This window comes from Echinicola salinicaeni (genome assembly GCF_014280965.1).
Lineage (GTDB): Bacteria > Bacteroidota > Bacteroidia > Cytophagales > Cyclobacteriaceae > Echinicola > Echinicola salinicaeni.
The window spans coordinates 143,152-158,934 of record NZ_JACODZ010000004.1 but is presented as its reverse complement, the minus strand read 5'-3'; the positions used below and the strand labels follow the sequence as shown (position 1 = coordinate 158,934).

The 15,783-nt window shown below is 37.4% G+C and carries 17 protein-coding genes; 13 read left to right on the top strand and 4 right to left on the bottom strand.

The window, feature by feature from the left end; all coding sequences use genetic code 11:
- Window positions 1-526 precede the first annotated feature (526 nt).
- Together pfkA and H7U17_RS08630 are read left to right on the top strand one after the other, a co-directional pair.
- Entirely contained in the window at window positions 527-1,498 is a 972-nt protein-coding gene (gene pfkA / locus H7U17_RS08635; protein WP_186756306.1) for a 6-phosphofructokinase, read from the top strand.
- A gap of 2 nt (window positions 1,499-1,500) precedes the next feature.
- Window positions 1,501-1,833, top strand: coding sequence for a hypothetical protein (locus H7U17_RS08630; protein WP_186756305.1), 333 nt, complete (start codon window positions 1,501-1,503; stop codon window positions 1,831-1,833).
- Here H7U17_RS08630 and miaA read toward each other — a convergent pair.
- The gene (miaA, locus tag H7U17_RS08625; RefSeq protein WP_186756304.1) at window positions 1,821-2,735 is read right to left on the bottom strand and encodes a tRNA (adenosine(37)-N6)-dimethylallyltransferase MiaA; all 915 of its coding nucleotides are present in this window, start codon (window positions 2,733-2,735) and stop codon (window positions 1,821-1,823) included. The genes H7U17_RS08630 and miaA overlap by 13 nt on opposite strands.
- A gap of 54 nt (window positions 2,736-2,789) precedes the next feature.
- Between miaA and H7U17_RS08620 the strand changes: the two genes are divergently transcribed.
- The 5 genes from H7U17_RS08620 (at window position 2,790) to H7U17_RS08600 (ending at window position 6,539) form a co-directional block, all read left to right on the top strand.
- On the top strand, window positions 2,790-3,539 hold the full coding sequence (locus H7U17_RS08620) for a response regulator (RefSeq protein ID WP_186756303.1): 750 nt from the start codon (window positions 2,790-2,792) through the stop codon (window positions 3,537-3,539).
- A gap of 2 nt (window positions 3,540-3,541) precedes the next feature.
- Window positions 3,542-3,931: a response regulator gene (locus H7U17_RS08615; RefSeq protein WP_186756302.1), complete on the top strand. Its 390-nt coding sequence runs from the start codon at window positions 3,542-3,544 to the stop codon at window positions 3,929-3,931.
- Window positions 3,932-3,943: 12 nt separating this feature from the next.
- Window positions 3,944-4,222 (top strand): hypothetical protein, encoded by a 279-nt coding sequence (locus H7U17_RS08610; RefSeq protein ID WP_186756301.1) that lies wholly within the window; start codon window positions 3,944-3,946, stop codon window positions 4,220-4,222.
- Window positions 4,219-4,983, top strand: a complete 765-nt coding sequence (locus tag H7U17_RS08605) for an MBL fold metallo-hydrolase (RefSeq protein ID WP_186756300.1) — start codon at window positions 4,219-4,221, stop codon at window positions 4,981-4,983. Before H7U17_RS08610 ends, H7U17_RS08605 begins: the two co-directional genes overlap by 4 nt.
- 71 nt (window positions 4,984-5,054) lie before the next feature.
- Window positions 5,055-6,539 carry an NFACT RNA binding domain-containing protein gene (locus tag H7U17_RS08600; protein ID WP_317172715.1) on the top strand — a complete coding sequence of 495 codons (1,485 nt, stop codon included), beginning with the start codon at window positions 5,055-5,057 and terminating at the stop codon, window positions 6,537-6,539.
- A gap of 50 nt (window positions 6,540-6,589) precedes the next feature.
- Here H7U17_RS08600 and pyk read toward each other — a convergent pair whose 3' ends face one another.
- A complete protein-coding gene (gene pyk / locus H7U17_RS08595; RefSeq protein WP_186756298.1) occupies window positions 6,590-8,026 on the bottom strand; it encodes a pyruvate kinase in 1,437 nt (478 codons plus the stop codon).
- A gap of 19 nt (window positions 8,027-8,045) precedes the next feature.
- Entirely contained in the window at window positions 8,046-8,474 is a 429-nt protein-coding gene (locus H7U17_RS08590; protein ID WP_186756297.1) for an IPExxxVDY family protein, read from the bottom strand.
- Between the two features lie 150 nt (window positions 8,475-8,624).
- Here H7U17_RS08590 and H7U17_RS08585 point away from each other — a divergent pair, with 150 nt between their 5' ends.
- From H7U17_RS08585 to H7U17_RS08565, 5 genes are all read left to right on the top strand, one after another.
- On the top strand, window positions 8,625-8,861 hold the full coding sequence (locus H7U17_RS08585) for an acyl carrier protein (RefSeq protein WP_010855324.1): 237 nt from the start codon (window positions 8,625-8,627) through the stop codon (window positions 8,859-8,861).
- Between the two features lie 22 nt (window positions 8,862-8,883).
- Window positions 8,884-10,137, top strand: coding sequence for a beta-ketoacyl-ACP synthase II (fabF, locus tag H7U17_RS08580; protein WP_186756296.1), 1,254 nt, complete (start codon window positions 8,884-8,886; stop codon window positions 10,135-10,137).
- 6 nt (window positions 10,138-10,143) lie between these two features.
- Complete coding sequence (rnc, locus tag H7U17_RS08575) at window positions 10,144-10,887, top strand: ribonuclease III (RefSeq protein ID WP_186756295.1); 744 nt, start codon at window positions 10,144-10,146, stop codon at window positions 10,885-10,887.
- 112 nt (window positions 10,888-10,999) lie between these two features.
- Window positions 11,000-12,853, top strand: coding sequence for an NAD(+) synthase (nadE, locus tag H7U17_RS08570; RefSeq protein WP_186756294.1), 1,854 nt, complete (start codon window positions 11,000-11,002; stop codon window positions 12,851-12,853).
- Between the two features lie 32 nt (window positions 12,854-12,885).
- Window positions 12,886-13,989 (top strand): prolipoprotein diacylglyceryl transferase, encoded by a 1,104-nt coding sequence (locus H7U17_RS08565; RefSeq protein ID WP_186756293.1) that lies wholly within the window; start codon window positions 12,886-12,888, stop codon window positions 13,987-13,989.
- Here H7U17_RS08565 and yidD read toward each other — a convergent pair.
- Window positions 13,986-14,207 (bottom strand): membrane protein insertion efficiency factor YidD, encoded by a 222-nt coding sequence (gene yidD / locus H7U17_RS08560; protein WP_186756292.1) that lies wholly within the window; start codon window positions 14,205-14,207, stop codon window positions 13,986-13,988. The two genes, H7U17_RS08565 and yidD, sit on opposite strands and share 4 nt — an antisense overlap.
- Before the next feature lie 82 nt (window positions 14,208-14,289).
- Here yidD and H7U17_RS08555 point away from each other — a divergent pair, with 82 nt between their 5' ends.
- The gene (locus H7U17_RS08555) at window positions 14,290-15,747 is read left to right on the top strand and encodes a BamA/TamA family outer membrane protein (RefSeq protein ID WP_186756291.1); all 1,458 of its coding nucleotides are present in this window, start codon (window positions 14,290-14,292) and stop codon (window positions 15,745-15,747) included.
- Window positions 15,748-15,783 lie beyond the last annotated feature (36 nt).

The following is a 15,783-nucleotide window of genomic DNA, read 5'->3' as shown; positions in this document are numbered from 1 at the left end:
TCTTAATTATAAATTGCATCCAACAACTCATCGGGATAAATCAGGTTTATTAATAATTTAGAGCTTCAAAACAATTTACTCAAGCGGCCTGAAGCTTCAGTCTCCCATTCAACAAACAATCTATTTCTCTAAGAAAGACAAATTAAATGTAAAGGTGTTATCTCATAAGTAATATTTTTATACACAGACTAAGTAAGTACTGAATTGTTTATGAAAAACAAATATTGTAGTCTGAACAACACAAAACTTAATTCACAATCAAAACAATTATATGAAATTTTATTTTGTATAATTCAGTAATAACAAATATAACAAGGCAATCGATAATTCAAAAAAAATCACCAAAATTTCGTATTTAACGCCTTTAACAAACATTAAGCATCAACCACTAAAATAATCACCTGTCATATAAAACAGGTTAAAACCACAATAACCATGTCTTTTTAACAGAAAAGAATTCACCAATTAATTAAAAATCCATTCATTAATCCTTAATTTTAGCACACTAAAAAACCTAATTAAACCAATGAAGAAAATAGCTGTTTTAACATCAGGTGGAGATGCCCCTGGAATGAATGCCTGCATAAGAGCAGTCGTGAGAACAGGGATTTATCACGGACTTGAAGTTTATGGCATCATGTATGGATATGATGGGATGATCAAAGGAGAAATCAATCTTATGGAATCCCACGCCGTAAGTAATATTGTTCAAAGAGGTGGAACGATCCTTAAATCAGCCAGAAGCGTTGATTTCCGTACTAAAGAAGGCAGACAAAAAGCCTATGAACAACTAAAAAAACATGGTATTGAAGGACTGGTTGCCATTGGTGGAGATGGCACTTTTACAGGAGCAAAAGTATTTTACGAGGAATTTGGTATTCCAACTATTGGCTGTCCTGGTACTATTGACAATGATATTTATGGGACTGATTTCACCATCGGATTTGACACTGCTATCAATACCGCACTTGAAGCAATAGACAAAATCAGGGACACTGCAGCAGCCCACGACCGTATTTTCTTTATTGAAGTAATGGGAAGGGACAGTGGCTATATCGCTGTAGAATGTGGCCTTGGGGGAGGCGCTGAATTGGTAATGGTACCTGAGACCCAAACCACTTTAAATGAAGTCGTTCAAAAGTTGACCAGTTCAAAAAGCAAAACTTCCAGTGTTATTGTTGTTGCTGAAGGCGACGAAGAGGGCAATGCCGCTGAAATCATGGAAAAAGTTAAAAACACCATTAACGACGACTCCAAGGACTTTAAAGTAACCACACTTGGGCATATCCAAAGAGGAGGAAACCCAACAGGAAAAGACAGAATGCTTGCCAGTAGATGTGGGATGGCAGCTGTAGAAGGCTTATTAAATGGACAGGCCAACTGCATGGCTGGTATTATTCATGACGAAGTGGTTTATACCAGCTTCGAAGATTGCATCACCAAAAACAAGCCTTTAAATAGAGACACCCTAAAACTCATTGAAATTCTAAGTATCTAAACATGGGTTTTATTCCAATATTATTAACATTTGGTGGTTTTGTATTTCTCTTTGCATTGGTGGTCACCCAAAGCATCAAAGCAAAAAAGGAGCAATACAAAACCGCTCTTTTACAATTGGCAGGCTTATTAAAACTTGAGGTAACTGATCAAGACCTTAAAATTGAAGAAGTTGAAGCTGAAATAAAAAAGACGAACAGCTTGGATGAACAAGAAAACAAGTCCGTAAAAATCCTTTTAGGGAAAGCCAAATTACTTAGACACCAATACAATGAATTGATCATTACCAAGCCTTATAGCTTTGTTGCCAAATCACTTGGTTATCATGCTATTTGATCTTGAATATAGGCAAAAACACCCTTTTCATCTTCTGGAGAAAACCAACGGATTTCATTATCCCTTCTAAACCAAGTAAGCTGCCTTTTGGCATAGCGTCTGGAATTTCTTTTCAATAACCGAATAGCCTCTTCCTTGCCATATTCCCCTTCCAAATAATTAAAAATCTCTGAATAGCCTACGGTTTGTAAGGCATTCAATTCTCTGTATGGGAATAATTTTTCAGCTTCCTCAAACAATCCAGCCTCAATCATCAAATCCATCCTATAATTTATTCGATCATAAAGCTCCTCCCGCTCTCTTTCCAATCCAACTTTTATTATTTTAAAAGGTCTATTAACTTTCTTTTTGAGGCGATAACTGCTAAATGGTTTGCCTGTGCCTAGGCTCACTTCACATCCCCTAATCAATCTTTGGGGATTTTTTAAATCCACAGCAGCATAATATTCAGGATCAAGTTCCTTAAGTTTTTCCTGAATAGCGACAATACCTTCCTTTTGATATAAATCATTAAGTGATGCCCTGATTGAAGGATCTATGTCCGGTATATCGTCAAAACCTTCACAAATAGCATTAACAAACAGTCCCGAACCTCCCGTCATAATTAATATATCATGAGATTTAAACAAGTTTTCCATGAGTTCTAAAGCCTCCTTTTCAAACTTCCTTACATCATAGTCATCAAAAATAGACAGATTATTTACAAAATGATGTTTCACCTCTCTAAGCTCATCCTCACTAGGTTTAGCAGTCCCCAACTCCATCTCCCTGTAAAATTGTCTACTATCAGAAGAAACAATTTCTGTATCAATTTTTTTAGCTAAATTTATACATAAATTTGTTTTTCCTACCGCTGTAGGACCAACAATAACTAGTAGATATTTATCATTTTCCAAAGCCATCAAAAGATATTCATTCTATGAATTAATTGGTCCAAAATTAATAATTAATAGGTCATGGAAAATAAAAAGGTGCTAATAGTGGATGACAATAATCTCAACCGCAAGGTTTTTGAGAATATTATCGCCCATGATTATCTGTTTGAAACTGCCGAAAATGGCCAAGAAGCAATTGGCAAGATAAAAGAACAATATTACGACCTGATCCTAATGGACATCCAAATGCCTATAATGGACGGGATTACAGCTCTTAAAATAATAAAGGAAGAAAACTTAACCATTGCTCCAATAATTGCTATTTCTGCATTTTCCAATCAAAATGACAGGGAATACTTTCTTTCGGCAGGCTTTGATGAATTTATTGCTAAACCTGTAAAGCCCAAACACCTTCTAGAAAGTATTTATTATCAATTAAACAGCTCCGAGAAGCCTAAAAATGCAATTGAGGCAACTATTGAAATCCACGAAATCCTAGACTCCAAGGTATTTAGCCAACTCAAAAAATATAATTCAGATGAAAACATTAAAATGGTTTATGATGATTTCATAGAAGAGGCACAGGGAATAATTGATGAAATCGAAAAACTGGTGAAACAAAAGAGTTTTGCTGACATTGGTGAAAAACTTCATATATTAAAAGGGAATTCGGGGACCCTTGGTGCTAAAAAATTATTTATTGAAACAGGAAAGTTTGAACAAAAAATTAAAAATGCAAAGTTTGAAGATATCAAAGAAGATTATTTAACATTGCAAAAGCATTTTATAAACTTTAAGAACCACCTACGCCAACAAAATAATAAGGGATAAGAATGAGCGACAGTAAAAAAATATTGGTAGCAGAAGATAGTTCCGTTATCATCAATCTCACCAAAAATGTTTTGATGTTTGAAAATTATGAGATCAAAGCAGTCAAAAATGGCAAACAGGTATTGAGCGAATTGGAAAAAACAGATTTTGACTTGATCCTCATGGATATCAATATGCCTATCATGGATGGTATAGAATGCACTAAATCTATCAGGGAATTGCCAGACCCAAAAAAATCCCAAATTCCCATTATTGCTATAACGGGTAATTATAAAAACTACACCTTGGATGATTTCAAGCAAGCAGGATTGAACGATTACCTTCAAAAGCCGCTTGATTATGATCTACTCCTTGCCACGGTTAAAAAACAGCTTAATAAATCAACCTTATAATATTGACCAACAATGGCGATTAAGTATACGAAAAACAACTTAGATAAAATTGAGAGCCTTTTCGCAGAATCCGACTATATGTTAAGATACGAAAAGGGAAATTTCAAATCAGGTTACTGTATACTAAAGGACACCAAGGTGGTGATTATCAACAAGTATTACACCCTAGAAGGAAAGGTAAACACCTTGATAGACATTCTTAAAGAATTAAATTTTAACCCAAAGGAGTTTAAAAACAAAAAGAACCAAGACTTCTATATAGAACTCCAACAAACAGAACTTAAGCTTTGAATATCACTTTTTTAGGAACAGGCACTTCTCAAGGAGTCCCTGTAATTGGCTGCCAATGTGACGTATGCACTTCCCTTGATTTCAGGAACAAGCGGTTAAGAAGTTCAATCCATATTGAAATTGACCGAAAAAGCATTGTGATTGATACTGGACCAGACTTCCGGTCTCAAATGCTAAGAGAAGGCATCTCTCAACTTGATGCGGTTATTTATACACACGAGCATAAAGACCATACTGCAGGACTAGATGATATCCGTCCTTTTAATTTCATGCAAAAAAAGGACATGCCTATTTATGGTACTAGACCAGTCTTAGAACAAATAAAGAGAGAATTCTCTTATGTATTTTCGTCAAAAAAATACCCCGGAGTACCACAAGTAATCACTCATGAAATCCAAAACAAAGCTTTTGATGTACATGAGATCACCTTCACCCCCATAGAGGTTTTACATTATAAATTACCCGTATTTGGCTATAGGATAAAAGACTTCACCTATATTACAGATGCAAAATACATCTCTGAAAAAGAAATGAACAAAATAAGGGGAAGCAAGACCCTTGTTTTAAATGCGCTCCAGATTTCCGAACATATTTCACACCTTACCTTGGATGAGGCCTTGGAAATAATCGAAGAGATAAAACCAGAAAAAGCCTATTTGACACATATCAGCCACAAACTAGGCTGCCATCAGGAAATCCAACAACAGCTTCCTGACAATGTTTTCCTAGCTCATGATGGCTTGAAGATATCCCTTGACTAATGCATCTCAATTACCATTTCTTAAAATTTCTTTGCCCTGCTCTTGATAAAAAGCTTCGGGACTTAACCTTAATGGAGTGTTTCTCGCAAAACAAGGACGAAATGGTCTTGGGCTTTGCTGCAGAGGACTACTCACTATATATAAGAGCTAACCTATCCCCTAGTGTAACATGTCTTAGTTTTCCAGAAGACTATAAAAGAAGCAAAAAAAACAGTGTCGACCTTTTCCCCGACATCATTGGAGAAAAAGTAACAAAGGTTCATCCCTTAGCTTATGAAAGGGCAATGTTAATTAATTTCGAATCAGGCAAAGCATTACTATTCAAGCTGCACGGGAATAGAAGTAATATCATACTTTATAAAGACCCAACGCTACCCCCAAGCAGCGTATTCAGAAATGAATTAAAAGAAGACCAGGCCTTGCTCATCAAAGATTTGGAAAATCCACTTGACCTTAGTCATGAACATTTTATTCTTTTAGAGGGCAAAGCAGCCGCTTTTCTTCCAACATTGGGGAAGATACCCCGGGCATGGTTAAAATCAAAAGGATACATTACTGCGGGCATTGAGGAAAAATGGAAACTAATGCAAGAAGTCATGGATATGCTGGAAACTCCCCTTTTCAGCATCACAAAAGAAAACACCCAATACGCTCTCAGCTTATTGCCAGAAAATAATAGCATATTTTCCTCAATAGACCCAATAGAAGCCGCTAATGAATATTTTCGACATGCAGTGGTTTTCCAGGCATTTGACAGAGAAAAAAAACAAATCTCCAAAACCTTAGAGGATCAAAAAAAGAAAACAGCCTCTTATATAAAAAAAACACGCACAAAACTTCAAGACTTAGAAGGGAGTGCCTCTCCTAGCCAACTCGCGGATATAATAATGGCCAACCTTCATCAAATCCCCTTAGGGACAACTGAAGTAGAGCTATTTGACTTTTATCAAAACAAAAACATAACGGTTAAAATAAAAAAGGGAAGTAGCCCTCAGAAACAAGCTGAAAATCTTTACAGAAAATCAAAAAACAGAAAAATTGAGCTCGAGCAACTCCATAGTAATCTCTCAGAAAAAGAATTACTCTTTTTGGAATTAGAGGAACTACTTAACGAGTTAAATGAAATCCAAGATTTCAAATCCCTCAGGGACTTTGCAAAGAGCAATCAAATCAATCAAAAATCCCAAGAACAAAGTGTTAACCTCCCCTTCAAACGCTTAGAACTGGAGGGCTTCGAAGTATTAATAGGCAAATCTGCCAAAGCCAATGATCAAATGCTCAGATACTACAGTTGGAAAGACGATTTATGGCTACATGCCAAAGACGTTTCTGGCTCACATGTTATCATCAAATTTAAGTCAGGTCAAACCATTCCTAAATCGACTATTGAAAGGGCTGCAGAACTGGCCGCATTTTATTCCAAAAACAAAAATGAATCCCTTGCTCCCGTGATTTATACACCATGCAAATACGTAAGAAAAGTAAAAGGAAGTCCTGCAGGAGCCGTAATGGTAGACAAGGAAAAAGTAATTATGGTCAGTCCAAAAGGGCCATAAAAAAAGGGATCCATCATGAAGGATCCCTTTTTTTTCTAGTAATTTATTACCTATTCCACTACGTGGACCTTAAGCATATTAGTTCTTCCTTTATCTTTTAGAGGCATACTTGCAGTATTCACAATCAAGTCACCCTCAACCACATGGCCATCAGCTTTCAACCTGTCCTGAATCTCTTTGAAAGTTCCATCAGTAGAGGTTTGATCATCACTAAAATAATAAGCGTTCACACCCCAAACCAAACTCAGCTGAGTGATCAAGGTCTTATTCATGGTAAAGACAATATTCTCAGCAAAAGGTCTATGGGAAGCAATTCTAAAGGCAGTAAATCCAGAAGCTGTAATACCCACTATGGCTTTAGCCTTGACGTTTCTTGACAATCTTGAAGCCATTAGGATCAAGTTATTGCTCAAGAAAGTTTCATCGTTTTCAGGTATTTTATAAAGGTTGTGATAAACATCAGAATTATCTTCAACATGTTTGATCACGCTGGTCATCGCTTTTACAGCATGAACTGGATATGCACCAGAGGCAGTTTCAGCGGAAAGCATTACTGCATCGGCACCGTCAAGAACAGCATTCGCCACATCGTTTGTTTCAGCTCTTGTTGGGCGAGGGTTCTGGATCATACTTTCCAACATTTGAGTAGCAATGATCACTGGCTTACAAGCCAATTTACATTTCTCCACCAAACGTTTTTGCCATAAAGGCACCATTTCCATTGGCACCTCAACACCAAGATCACCACGGGCGACCATTAACCCATCTGTCAATTCGATGATTTCATCTATATTATCTAAGGCCTCAGGCTTTTCGATCTTTGCTACTATCTTACAAGATTTTCCAGCTTCATCAATTCTTTTCTTCAAATCTGCAATATCTTCAGCAGATCTAACAAAGGAAAGCGCGATCCAGTCAACTTCTTTTTCAAGTCCAAAAACCAAATCTTCTTTATCCTTTTCTGTTAAAGATGGAGCACTTACTTTGGTATTCGGCAAATTAATTCCTTTTCTTGACTTAAGGATACCGCCATGAACTACAGTACAGTCTACATTAATCCCTTCAGTCTTATTGACCAATAATTCCAAATTACCATCATCGATCAAAATTCTATCACCGGGATTAACATCTTGAGGTAGATTTTGATAAACCGTACTCACTAATGAAGAAGTACCTACTACTGGCTCACTTGTAATGGTGATTTTACCACCTTCCTTAATCTCAACACCATTATTTTCAACTTCACCCACCCTAATTTTTGGGCCTTGCAAATCCTGCAGGATACCGATATTAAGATTATTTTCTTTATTAATCTTTCTAATAAGATTAATTACCTCTGCATGGCCTTCATGATTACCATGAGAGAAGTTCAGTCTGAAAACATTAACGCCAGCATTTACTAATTCTTTTAGGGTTTGTTCGTTGTTGGAAGCTGGGCCAACAGTAGCCAGGATCTTTGTTTTCTTATTCACGTTGGGTACCTTCATTTCTTCTTATAATTGTTATTTAATAGGTTAATAGGTTCTCCTTTGATTTTATTTTCGAGACATCAAGTTTAACCACATTTTGAATAAACTTGCTGACTGACAATTTTTCTATACACCAATTTAAATTAGTCTCATGGGTAAAATCCTGTAGGAGCAGGAAGTAATCCATAATTTTCAATTCGGGCACAAGATACAGCGTTTGTCCCGAATCTGAAAAAGAACGGTTCTTTAATAACTGAATAAAACCATGTTCTTTTTCCAAAATAAATTGAGAGATCACCAAATTGGGTTGATTGATGAACTCCAATTGGTAATCTTTTGATTTTATCAACTTAATATCCAAAGAACTATTGATGGCCCATGCCATCTTATAGTCTTTTAGAGGTGCTACCAGCCCTAAAAGTTCAAAATCAAAATCATGTTCTACTTGGAGTTTTGTTTTCCTCATGAAGGAAGAATTTTAAAAGAACAAAATTAAAAATATTCTCTCAACTTCAATGTTTCCACGGAATATCTTAAATTTAGTTATCAGTTTTTTTTGACATTAATGTTTTAAATATATTTCTTTGCGGAGTGTTTTAACTAAACTAATCACAAAATGTCTGAAATTGCACAAAAAGTAAAAGCCATTATCGTGGATAAGTTAGGCGTAGAAGAATCTGAAGTAACTCCTGAAGCTAGCTTCACTAACGATCTTGGCGCTGACTCTCTTGATACGGTAGAACTTATCATGGAATTCGAAAAAGAATTCAACATTTCTATTCCAGACGACCAAGCTGAGCAAATCGGTACAGTAGGTCAGGCTGTAAGCTACCTGGAAGCTAACGTAAAATAATCTAACCTTTCAAAATTCATTTATGAATTTAAAAAGAGTTGTAGTAACAGGTTTAGGTGCCCTTACACCACTAGGCAATACCGTTCCAGAATACTGGAAGGGGCTGTCTAATGGTGTAAGCGGTGCTGCACCTATTACTAAATTCGATGCATCCTTATTTAAGACGCAATTTGCCTGCGAGGTAAAAAACCTCGACATAGAGCAATTTATAGATAGAAAAGAAGCCCGTAAGATGGACCCTTTTACTCAGTATGCGGTGATTTCCGCAGAAGAGGCCATGAAGGATTCCGGGCTTGACCTCGAAAAGATCGACCTTTCCAAGGCCGGTGTTATTTGGGGTTCTGGTATTGGCGGGCTAAAAACCTTTCAGGATGAAGTAGCCAGTTTTGCTACTGGTGATGGAACGCCACGTTTCAACCCTTTCTTTATTCCCAAAATGATCGCTGACATCAGCGCAGGCTTTATCTCCATGAAATATGGTCTACAAGGACCTAATTTCGTTACAGTTTCAGCTTGTGCTTCAGGCACTAATGCCCTGATTGACGCTTTCAACTATATCCGTTTGGGTAAAGCAAATGTTTTTGTAACTGGTGGCTCCGAGGCTGCTGTCACAGAAGCAGGCGTTGGGGGATTCAATGCCCTTAAAGCATTGTCTCAAAGAAATGATTCTCCAGAAACTGCTTCAAGACCTTTTGACAAAGACCGTGATGGATTTGTATTAGGAGAAGGAGCTGGTGCTATTATCCTTGAAGAATATGAGCATGCAAAAGCCAGAGGTGCCAAAATCTACGCCGAAATGGTCGGTGGTGGCATGACAGCTGATGCTCACCATATTACTGCCCCACACCCAGAAGGTGTTGGTGCTGGCAATGTGATGAAATTTGCTCTGGAAGATGCAGGTATGAAGCCAGAAGATATTGATTACATCAATGTCCACGGTACTTCAACACCACTGGGGGATGTAAGTGAAACCAAAGCTATTCAAAGAATTTTTGGTGAACATGCTTACAAGCTTAACATAAGTAGTACTAAGTCTATGACCGGCCACCTTCTTGGTGCAGCAGGTGCTATAGAGGCCATTGCATCCATAATGGCTATCAACCACGACTTGGTTCCTCCTACCATCAACCACTTCACTGATGATGAAGCTTTCGACGCCAAGTTAAATTTGACTTTTAACAAAGCTCAGAAAAGAGAAGTAAATGTAGCCTTGAGTAATACTTTTGGATTTGGTGGGCACAATGCTTCCATCATTTTCAAAAAAATAACTGAGTAATCTGCCTTGAAAATATTTCGCAAACTCAGATTTCAAGAACTACTTTACAATAATAAAGATAAAAGGCTTGCTGCTGCTATTAAATTAATAGTGGGCAGCAAGCCTTTAAATTTATCTCTGTATAAACTGGCCCTTAAACATTCTTCTGCAGCAGCAGAAATAAAACAAGGGATCAAAGCCTCCAATGAACGCCTTGAATTTTTGGGAGACGCAATCTTGGGTGCCATAGTAGCCGAACACCTATTCATCAAATTCCCATTCAGGGATGAAGGTTTCTTGACCGAAACCCGTTCCAGAATAGTCAATAGAGAATCGCTTAATCAAGTAGGTAAAAAAATTGGCCTTCCCAATATTGTAGACACTGATCTCACAGGCAAAGGCTTTTATACCCATAAATCCATTTACGGAGATACATTGGAAGCATTGGTCGGTGCTGTATACCTGGACAGAGGATATAGTTTTTGCAAGCGTTTCATCCTTACTAGGATAATCACACCTCATTTTGATATTGAAAATATCATCTCCACAACTACCAATTTCAAAAGCAAGATCATCGAATGGTCCCAAAAGGAAAGCAAGGAAATTGAGTTTTCTTTAATTTCCGTTACTGGAAGCCAGCGCTACAAAGAATTTTTAGTAGAACTAAAGATTGAACAGGAAAGCTTCTCTGAAGGAAAAGGAGCCACCAAAAAGAAAGCAGAGCAAGAAGCTGCAAAAAATGCCTGTGAAAAACTGAATCTGGCTATTTAGAATCCTATATTTGCCCTTTGTGTGTTTTAATTATAATTCCTAGGAATAAAATTCTTTCGGGGATAAAACCTGCCTACTAAAACGATAATTAAGGGGCCGAACAAATTTACTTATGTCTGTATTGAAAATCGGAGGTGCCACTGTTAACCAGACTCCTTTGGACTGGAAGGGCAACTTATCAAACATTCTAGATGCCATTAAAGAAGCTAAAGCACAAGGCATTGAATTACTTTGCTTTCCAGAGCTGTCCATTACTGGCTATGGCAGTGAAGATCTGTTCTTAAGTAAATGGTACCCAGAAAAAGCCCTGAATCAATTAAAATCACTTTTGGACCATTGTGATGAAATTACTGTATGCATAGGGCTTCCCATCAGAATTGACGATGCCCTCTATAATTGCACTGCGGTAATTGAAAATAAAAAAGTCAAAGGGATCATGGCCAAGCAATTCTTGGCTATTGATGGAGTCCATTATGAATATAGATGGTTCACTCCTTGGACAGCTGGAAAAATCATCAACTTTGATTTTTTTGGAGAAGATGTGCCATTTGGGGATATCATCTTTGACAAGAAGGCCTTTAGCTATGGTTTTGAAATATGTGAAGATGCTTGGCGAGGAGCAAAAAGACCTGGTCACCGACTAAAAGACAGAAATGTAGATCTTATCTTTAACCCAAGTGCCAGTCATTTTGCCATGGGTAAGAGTGAGCACAGGGAAGAGTTGGTGAAAGAAAGTTCTATAGCGCTAAATGCCACCTATTTTTATATCAACTTGCTAGGAAATGAGGCTGGAAGAATGATTTTCGACGGGGAGATTTTACTTGCGCAAAACGGTAATTTATATGTAAAAAACGAACTTCTCTCCTTTAAAGCTTTTCAGATAAAATCATTTGATCTAGATCGAAACGCTAAGCCAAAAGCAGCCATCGAGTCAAGCTTTGACAAAAACATTGAATTCACCCAAGCCGTGACCTTGGCCCTTTTCGATTATATGAGAAAAAGCTGGAGCAAAGGTTTCGTGCTTTCCCTAAGTGGTGGAGCAGACTCCTCCTCCATAGCTGTTCTGGTTGCTGAAATGGTACGAAGAGGAGTATTTGAACTTGGAAAAGAAGGTTTTTTAAAAAGAGCCCGTCTAGACTTTCAAATTATCTCAGACGAACCTATAAAAGAAATCACAGGAAAACTGCTAACAACTGCTTATCAAGGTTCTGATAATTCCTCATTTGACACCTTACAAAGCGCCCAATACCTAGCAGAAAGCATTGGAGCTACATTCCATAACTGGAAAATTTCTTCTGAAGTAAGCTCCTATACCGAAAAAATTGAAACAGCCATAGGCAGAGAACTTACATGGGAAAGTGATGATATCACACTTCAAAATATTCAAGCACGGGTCAGGGCCCCTATCATCTGGATGCTGGCCAATTTAAACAATGCCCTGCTCCTGGCCACTTCTAATAGAAGTGAAGGCGATGTTGGCTATGCCACCATGGACGGGGACACTAGTGGTAGTATTTCACCAATTGCAGCAGTTGACAAATATTTTCTTCTACAGTGGTTAGGGTGGGCTGAGAAGTCACTTGGCTATAAAGGATTGGAAAAAGTCAACTCCCTCCAACCAACGGCTGAGCTCAGACCGCAAGAAAGGCATCAAACCGATGAAAATGACCTAATGCCTTATTCAGTCATTGTTCAAATAGAAAGATTGGGCATTTTGGAAAGAAGATCACCTGTGGACATATTCCATATCTTAAAACACGAACTGGATATAGATGCTGTCCAATTAAAAAACTACATTCAAAAGTTTTTTAGACTTTGGTCAAGAAACCAATGGAAGAGAGAAAGGTTAGCCCCCTCTTTTCATTTGGATGATTTTAATGTGGACCCCAAAACATGGTGTAGATTCCCGATCTTATCCGGAGGATACAGAGAAGAATTGATGGAATTGGAACAAATAGATGAATAATAAAATTATCTTAGCAAAAACTTACTAAACCAATGATCAGCTTAGTTTTAGATTATATAGTCTGGAGCCCAAATCCAGCAGTTTTTCCAGGTTTTGAAAGGATCAGATGGTACAGCCTTCTTTTTGCCTTGGGCTTTATCATTTCCCAGCAAATCATGATTCATATCTTCAAAAAAGAAGGTCATGATGAAAGGTTGGTAGATAAATTAACTATCTATATGGTTTTGGCTACCATTATTGGGGCAAGGCTCGGACACGTTTTGTTTTACGAACCAGAAAAATACCTCAGCAATCCTATTGAAATCCTAAAAGTATGGGAAGGAGGACTGGCCAGCCATGGAGCCGCTTTTGCCATCTTATTTTCTCTCTGGTTATATGTAAAAAAGACGCCTTCCCAAAGTTATTTATGGGTAGTAGATCGAATCGTCATTGTAGTAGCTATGACAGGTGCTATGATCAGGTTTGGCAACCTAATGAATTCTGAAATCGGAGGAAAACCAACCGGTACGGATACTGGCATCGTATATGCAAGACAAGTAGAAGAAATTCTTGAAACATTGAATGTTCCCGTTGAAAATGTTGATGCCTATAAACCAGAAGGTAGAAGTAATGAATTAAAAGGTAATGGCATAGTTCCGCTAAATATTGATATCACTATACAAAAAGGCAACTATAAGGAAGATGATCTAAAAAACACCCTTGAAAGTGATATTAAATATGTACTGACCAAATTCAATAGTTCAAAAAAGTATTTAGCCGAACCGGAAAATACACCCTTAAATTATGAATTGGTAGATAATGGACAAAGTTACCTGGCCACTGTAAAGACATTTGGACTGGCCAAACACCCCACACAAATTTATGAATCCATCTCCTACCTGATTATCTTCCTTATCTTATTTACTCTCTGGAATAAATACAAGGAGCGTTTACCAGATGGTTTATTGCTGGGTTTATTCTTGATTTCGGTATTTGGAATGCGCTTTATCTGGGAATTCTTCAAAGAAAACCAAGTCGAATTTGAAGATAACTTAAGCCTGAACATGGGACAATCACTAAGTATTCCATTGGTTATAGCAGGAATAATACTGGTAGTAAGAGCGCTGAAGGTAGGCAATAAGAGCATTCAAGACTAAGGGACGGGGTCATGCCCGTGCCCTCCCCAAGGGTGGCAACGCGCGATTCTTTTGATTCCCATCCAACCACCTTTGAATATTCCATGCTTCATAATAGCCTCTTTCATATATTGGCTACAAGTAGGGGTATACCTACAAGCACTTGGAAATAACGGGGAAATCAGGTATTGATAGAACAGTACCGGAAAAACTGCTATCTTTCTTAAAAGAGTTTTCAATGTATTTTATATTTTACTCTTAAAGATAATTACTTAAAACAAAGTTCCCTCAGTGAAACATTTAAAGGATCTGATATTGAACATGCAATTAAATCACTACAAAGCACTAGTGCTTTCAGTCTTTATTGTATTGTTCGCTGGGACCAAAGTTTTTGCACAAGACTCCATTCCTGCAGTCCAAGATAGCCTTTCCTCTCAAGAAATCCCTGAAAAAGTCACTATCAACAATATTTTTATCATCGGCAATGAGAAAACCAGAAAAAACATCATCTTACGCGAAATGCATGTCAGCAAAGGCGAGACCTATGACTGGGAAGACTTTGTGGGTATCCTCTCTTCAGACCAAAAGAAAATCTATAACCTTCAATTATTCACTTCGGTAGAAATCACACCATTATTTGTAGGTGATGAAGAAGTAGAATTATTGATTTCTGTAAAGGAAAGATGGTACATCATTCCAAGTATTATTTTTGAATTGGCTGACAGGAACTTTTCAGAGTGGTGGATTAACCAAAATCGCGATTTTTCACGGGTAATATACGGACTAAAATTAAACCACAATAATGTCGGAGGAAGAAATGAAAAGCTCAGGATAATGGGCAAATTGGGATTTACCCAAGCATTTGACCTTACCTATAGTATCCCCTATATTGACAGGGAGCAACTTCATGGCCTGGCAGCTAGGTTTACTTATAATACCAATAAAACCATCGCTATACGATCATCCCAAAATAAACAGGTATTCTATTCTAATGAAGATGAGGAAATCCTTAGAAAAAGAATGAATGCGATTTTGCAATACACTTACAGAGGTAGTTTCTATAATTTTCATTATTTAACACTGGGCTTCAACAATACCAGGGTCCATGAAGAAGTACTTGAAAAAAATCCAAACTACTTTTTGAACGACGATACTCGGCAGAAGTTCTTCTATGCTTCCTATTCATTTCGTCATGACAAGAGGGATAATATCGCCTATGCCACAGATGGGGAATTATTAAGTATTGAACTAAGTAGATATGGACTTTTCAGCAGCGATGATGTAAATGAAACCGAGATCTCACTTACTGCCAGCAGATACTTTAGGTTTGATGATAAAATGCATTTTGTCACTGGAATATCTGCTTCCAGCTTTTTAGGGACAAGACAGCCCTATACACTCGTACGAGGAATTGGCTATGATCCCAATTTCATCAGGGGATATGAGATCAATGTAATAGAGGGCCAGCAATTACTAATACATAAAAACAGTTTCCGGTATAAGCTTTTTGATATAGAATTCGATACTTCTAAATTAATCCCCATAGAAGAATTTTCTACGTTCCCCGTAAAAGCTTATATAAGTGCCAATTTTGACCATGGCTATGTTAATGACAGAAATAGGCTGCCAGAAAATAGTGCTCTGACCAATAAATATTTATTTGGTTATGGTCTTGGTATTGACCTCATCACCTTCTATGACCAAGTATTTCGCTTTGAATACTCCATTAACAACCAAGGTGTAGGCAGCTTTTTCATCAATATTAAGGCACCATTATAAAACATTGACTTTCAAGGAGATTTATCCTAACTTTAG

Coding starts and splice junctions, on each gene's coding strand:
- miaA (WP_186756304.1), bottom strand. CDS start 2,735: ATGGCTTTGGAAAATGATAAATATCTACTAGTTATTGTTGGTCCTACA.
- H7U17_RS08555 (WP_186756291.1), top strand. CDS start 14,290: ATGCAATTAAATCACTACAAAGCACTAGTGCTTTCAGTCTTTATTGTA.
- pfkA (WP_186756306.1), top strand. CDS start 527: ATGAAGAAAATAGCTGTTTTAACATCAGGTGGAGATGCCCCTGGAATG.
- pyk (WP_186756298.1), bottom strand. CDS start 8,026: ATGAAGGTACCCAACGTGAATAAGAAAACAAAGATCCTGGCTACTGTT.
- H7U17_RS08565 (WP_186756293.1), top strand. CDS start 12,886: ATGATCAGCTTAGTTTTAGATTATATAGTCTGGAGCCCAAATCCAGCA.
- H7U17_RS08585 (WP_010855324.1), top strand. CDS start 8,625: ATGTCTGAAATTGCACAAAAAGTAAAAGCCATTATCGTGGATAAGTTA.
- H7U17_RS08600 (WP_317172715.1), top strand. CDS start 5,055: ATGGAGTGTTTCTCGCAAAACAAGGACGAAATGGTCTTGGGCTTTGCT.
- fabF (WP_186756296.1), top strand. CDS start 8,884: ATGAATTTAAAAAGAGTTGTAGTAACAGGTTTAGGTGCCCTTACACCA.
- H7U17_RS08630 (WP_186756305.1), top strand. CDS start 1,501: ATGGGTTTTATTCCAATATTATTAACATTTGGTGGTTTTGTATTTCTC.
- H7U17_RS08620 (WP_186756303.1), top strand. CDS start 2,790: ATGGAAAATAAAAAGGTGCTAATAGTGGATGACAATAATCTCAACCGC.
- H7U17_RS08615 (WP_186756302.1), top strand. CDS start 3,542: ATGAGCGACAGTAAAAAAATATTGGTAGCAGAAGATAGTTCCGTTATC.
- nadE (WP_186756294.1), top strand. CDS start 11,000: ATGTCTGTATTGAAAATCGGAGGTGCCACTGTTAACCAGACTCCTTTG.
- H7U17_RS08590 (WP_186756297.1), bottom strand. CDS start 8,474: ATGAGGAAAACAAAACTCCAAGTAGAACATGATTTTGATTTTGAACTT.
- H7U17_RS08610 (WP_186756301.1), top strand. CDS start 3,944: ATGGCGATTAAGTATACGAAAAACAACTTAGATAAAATTGAGAGCCTT.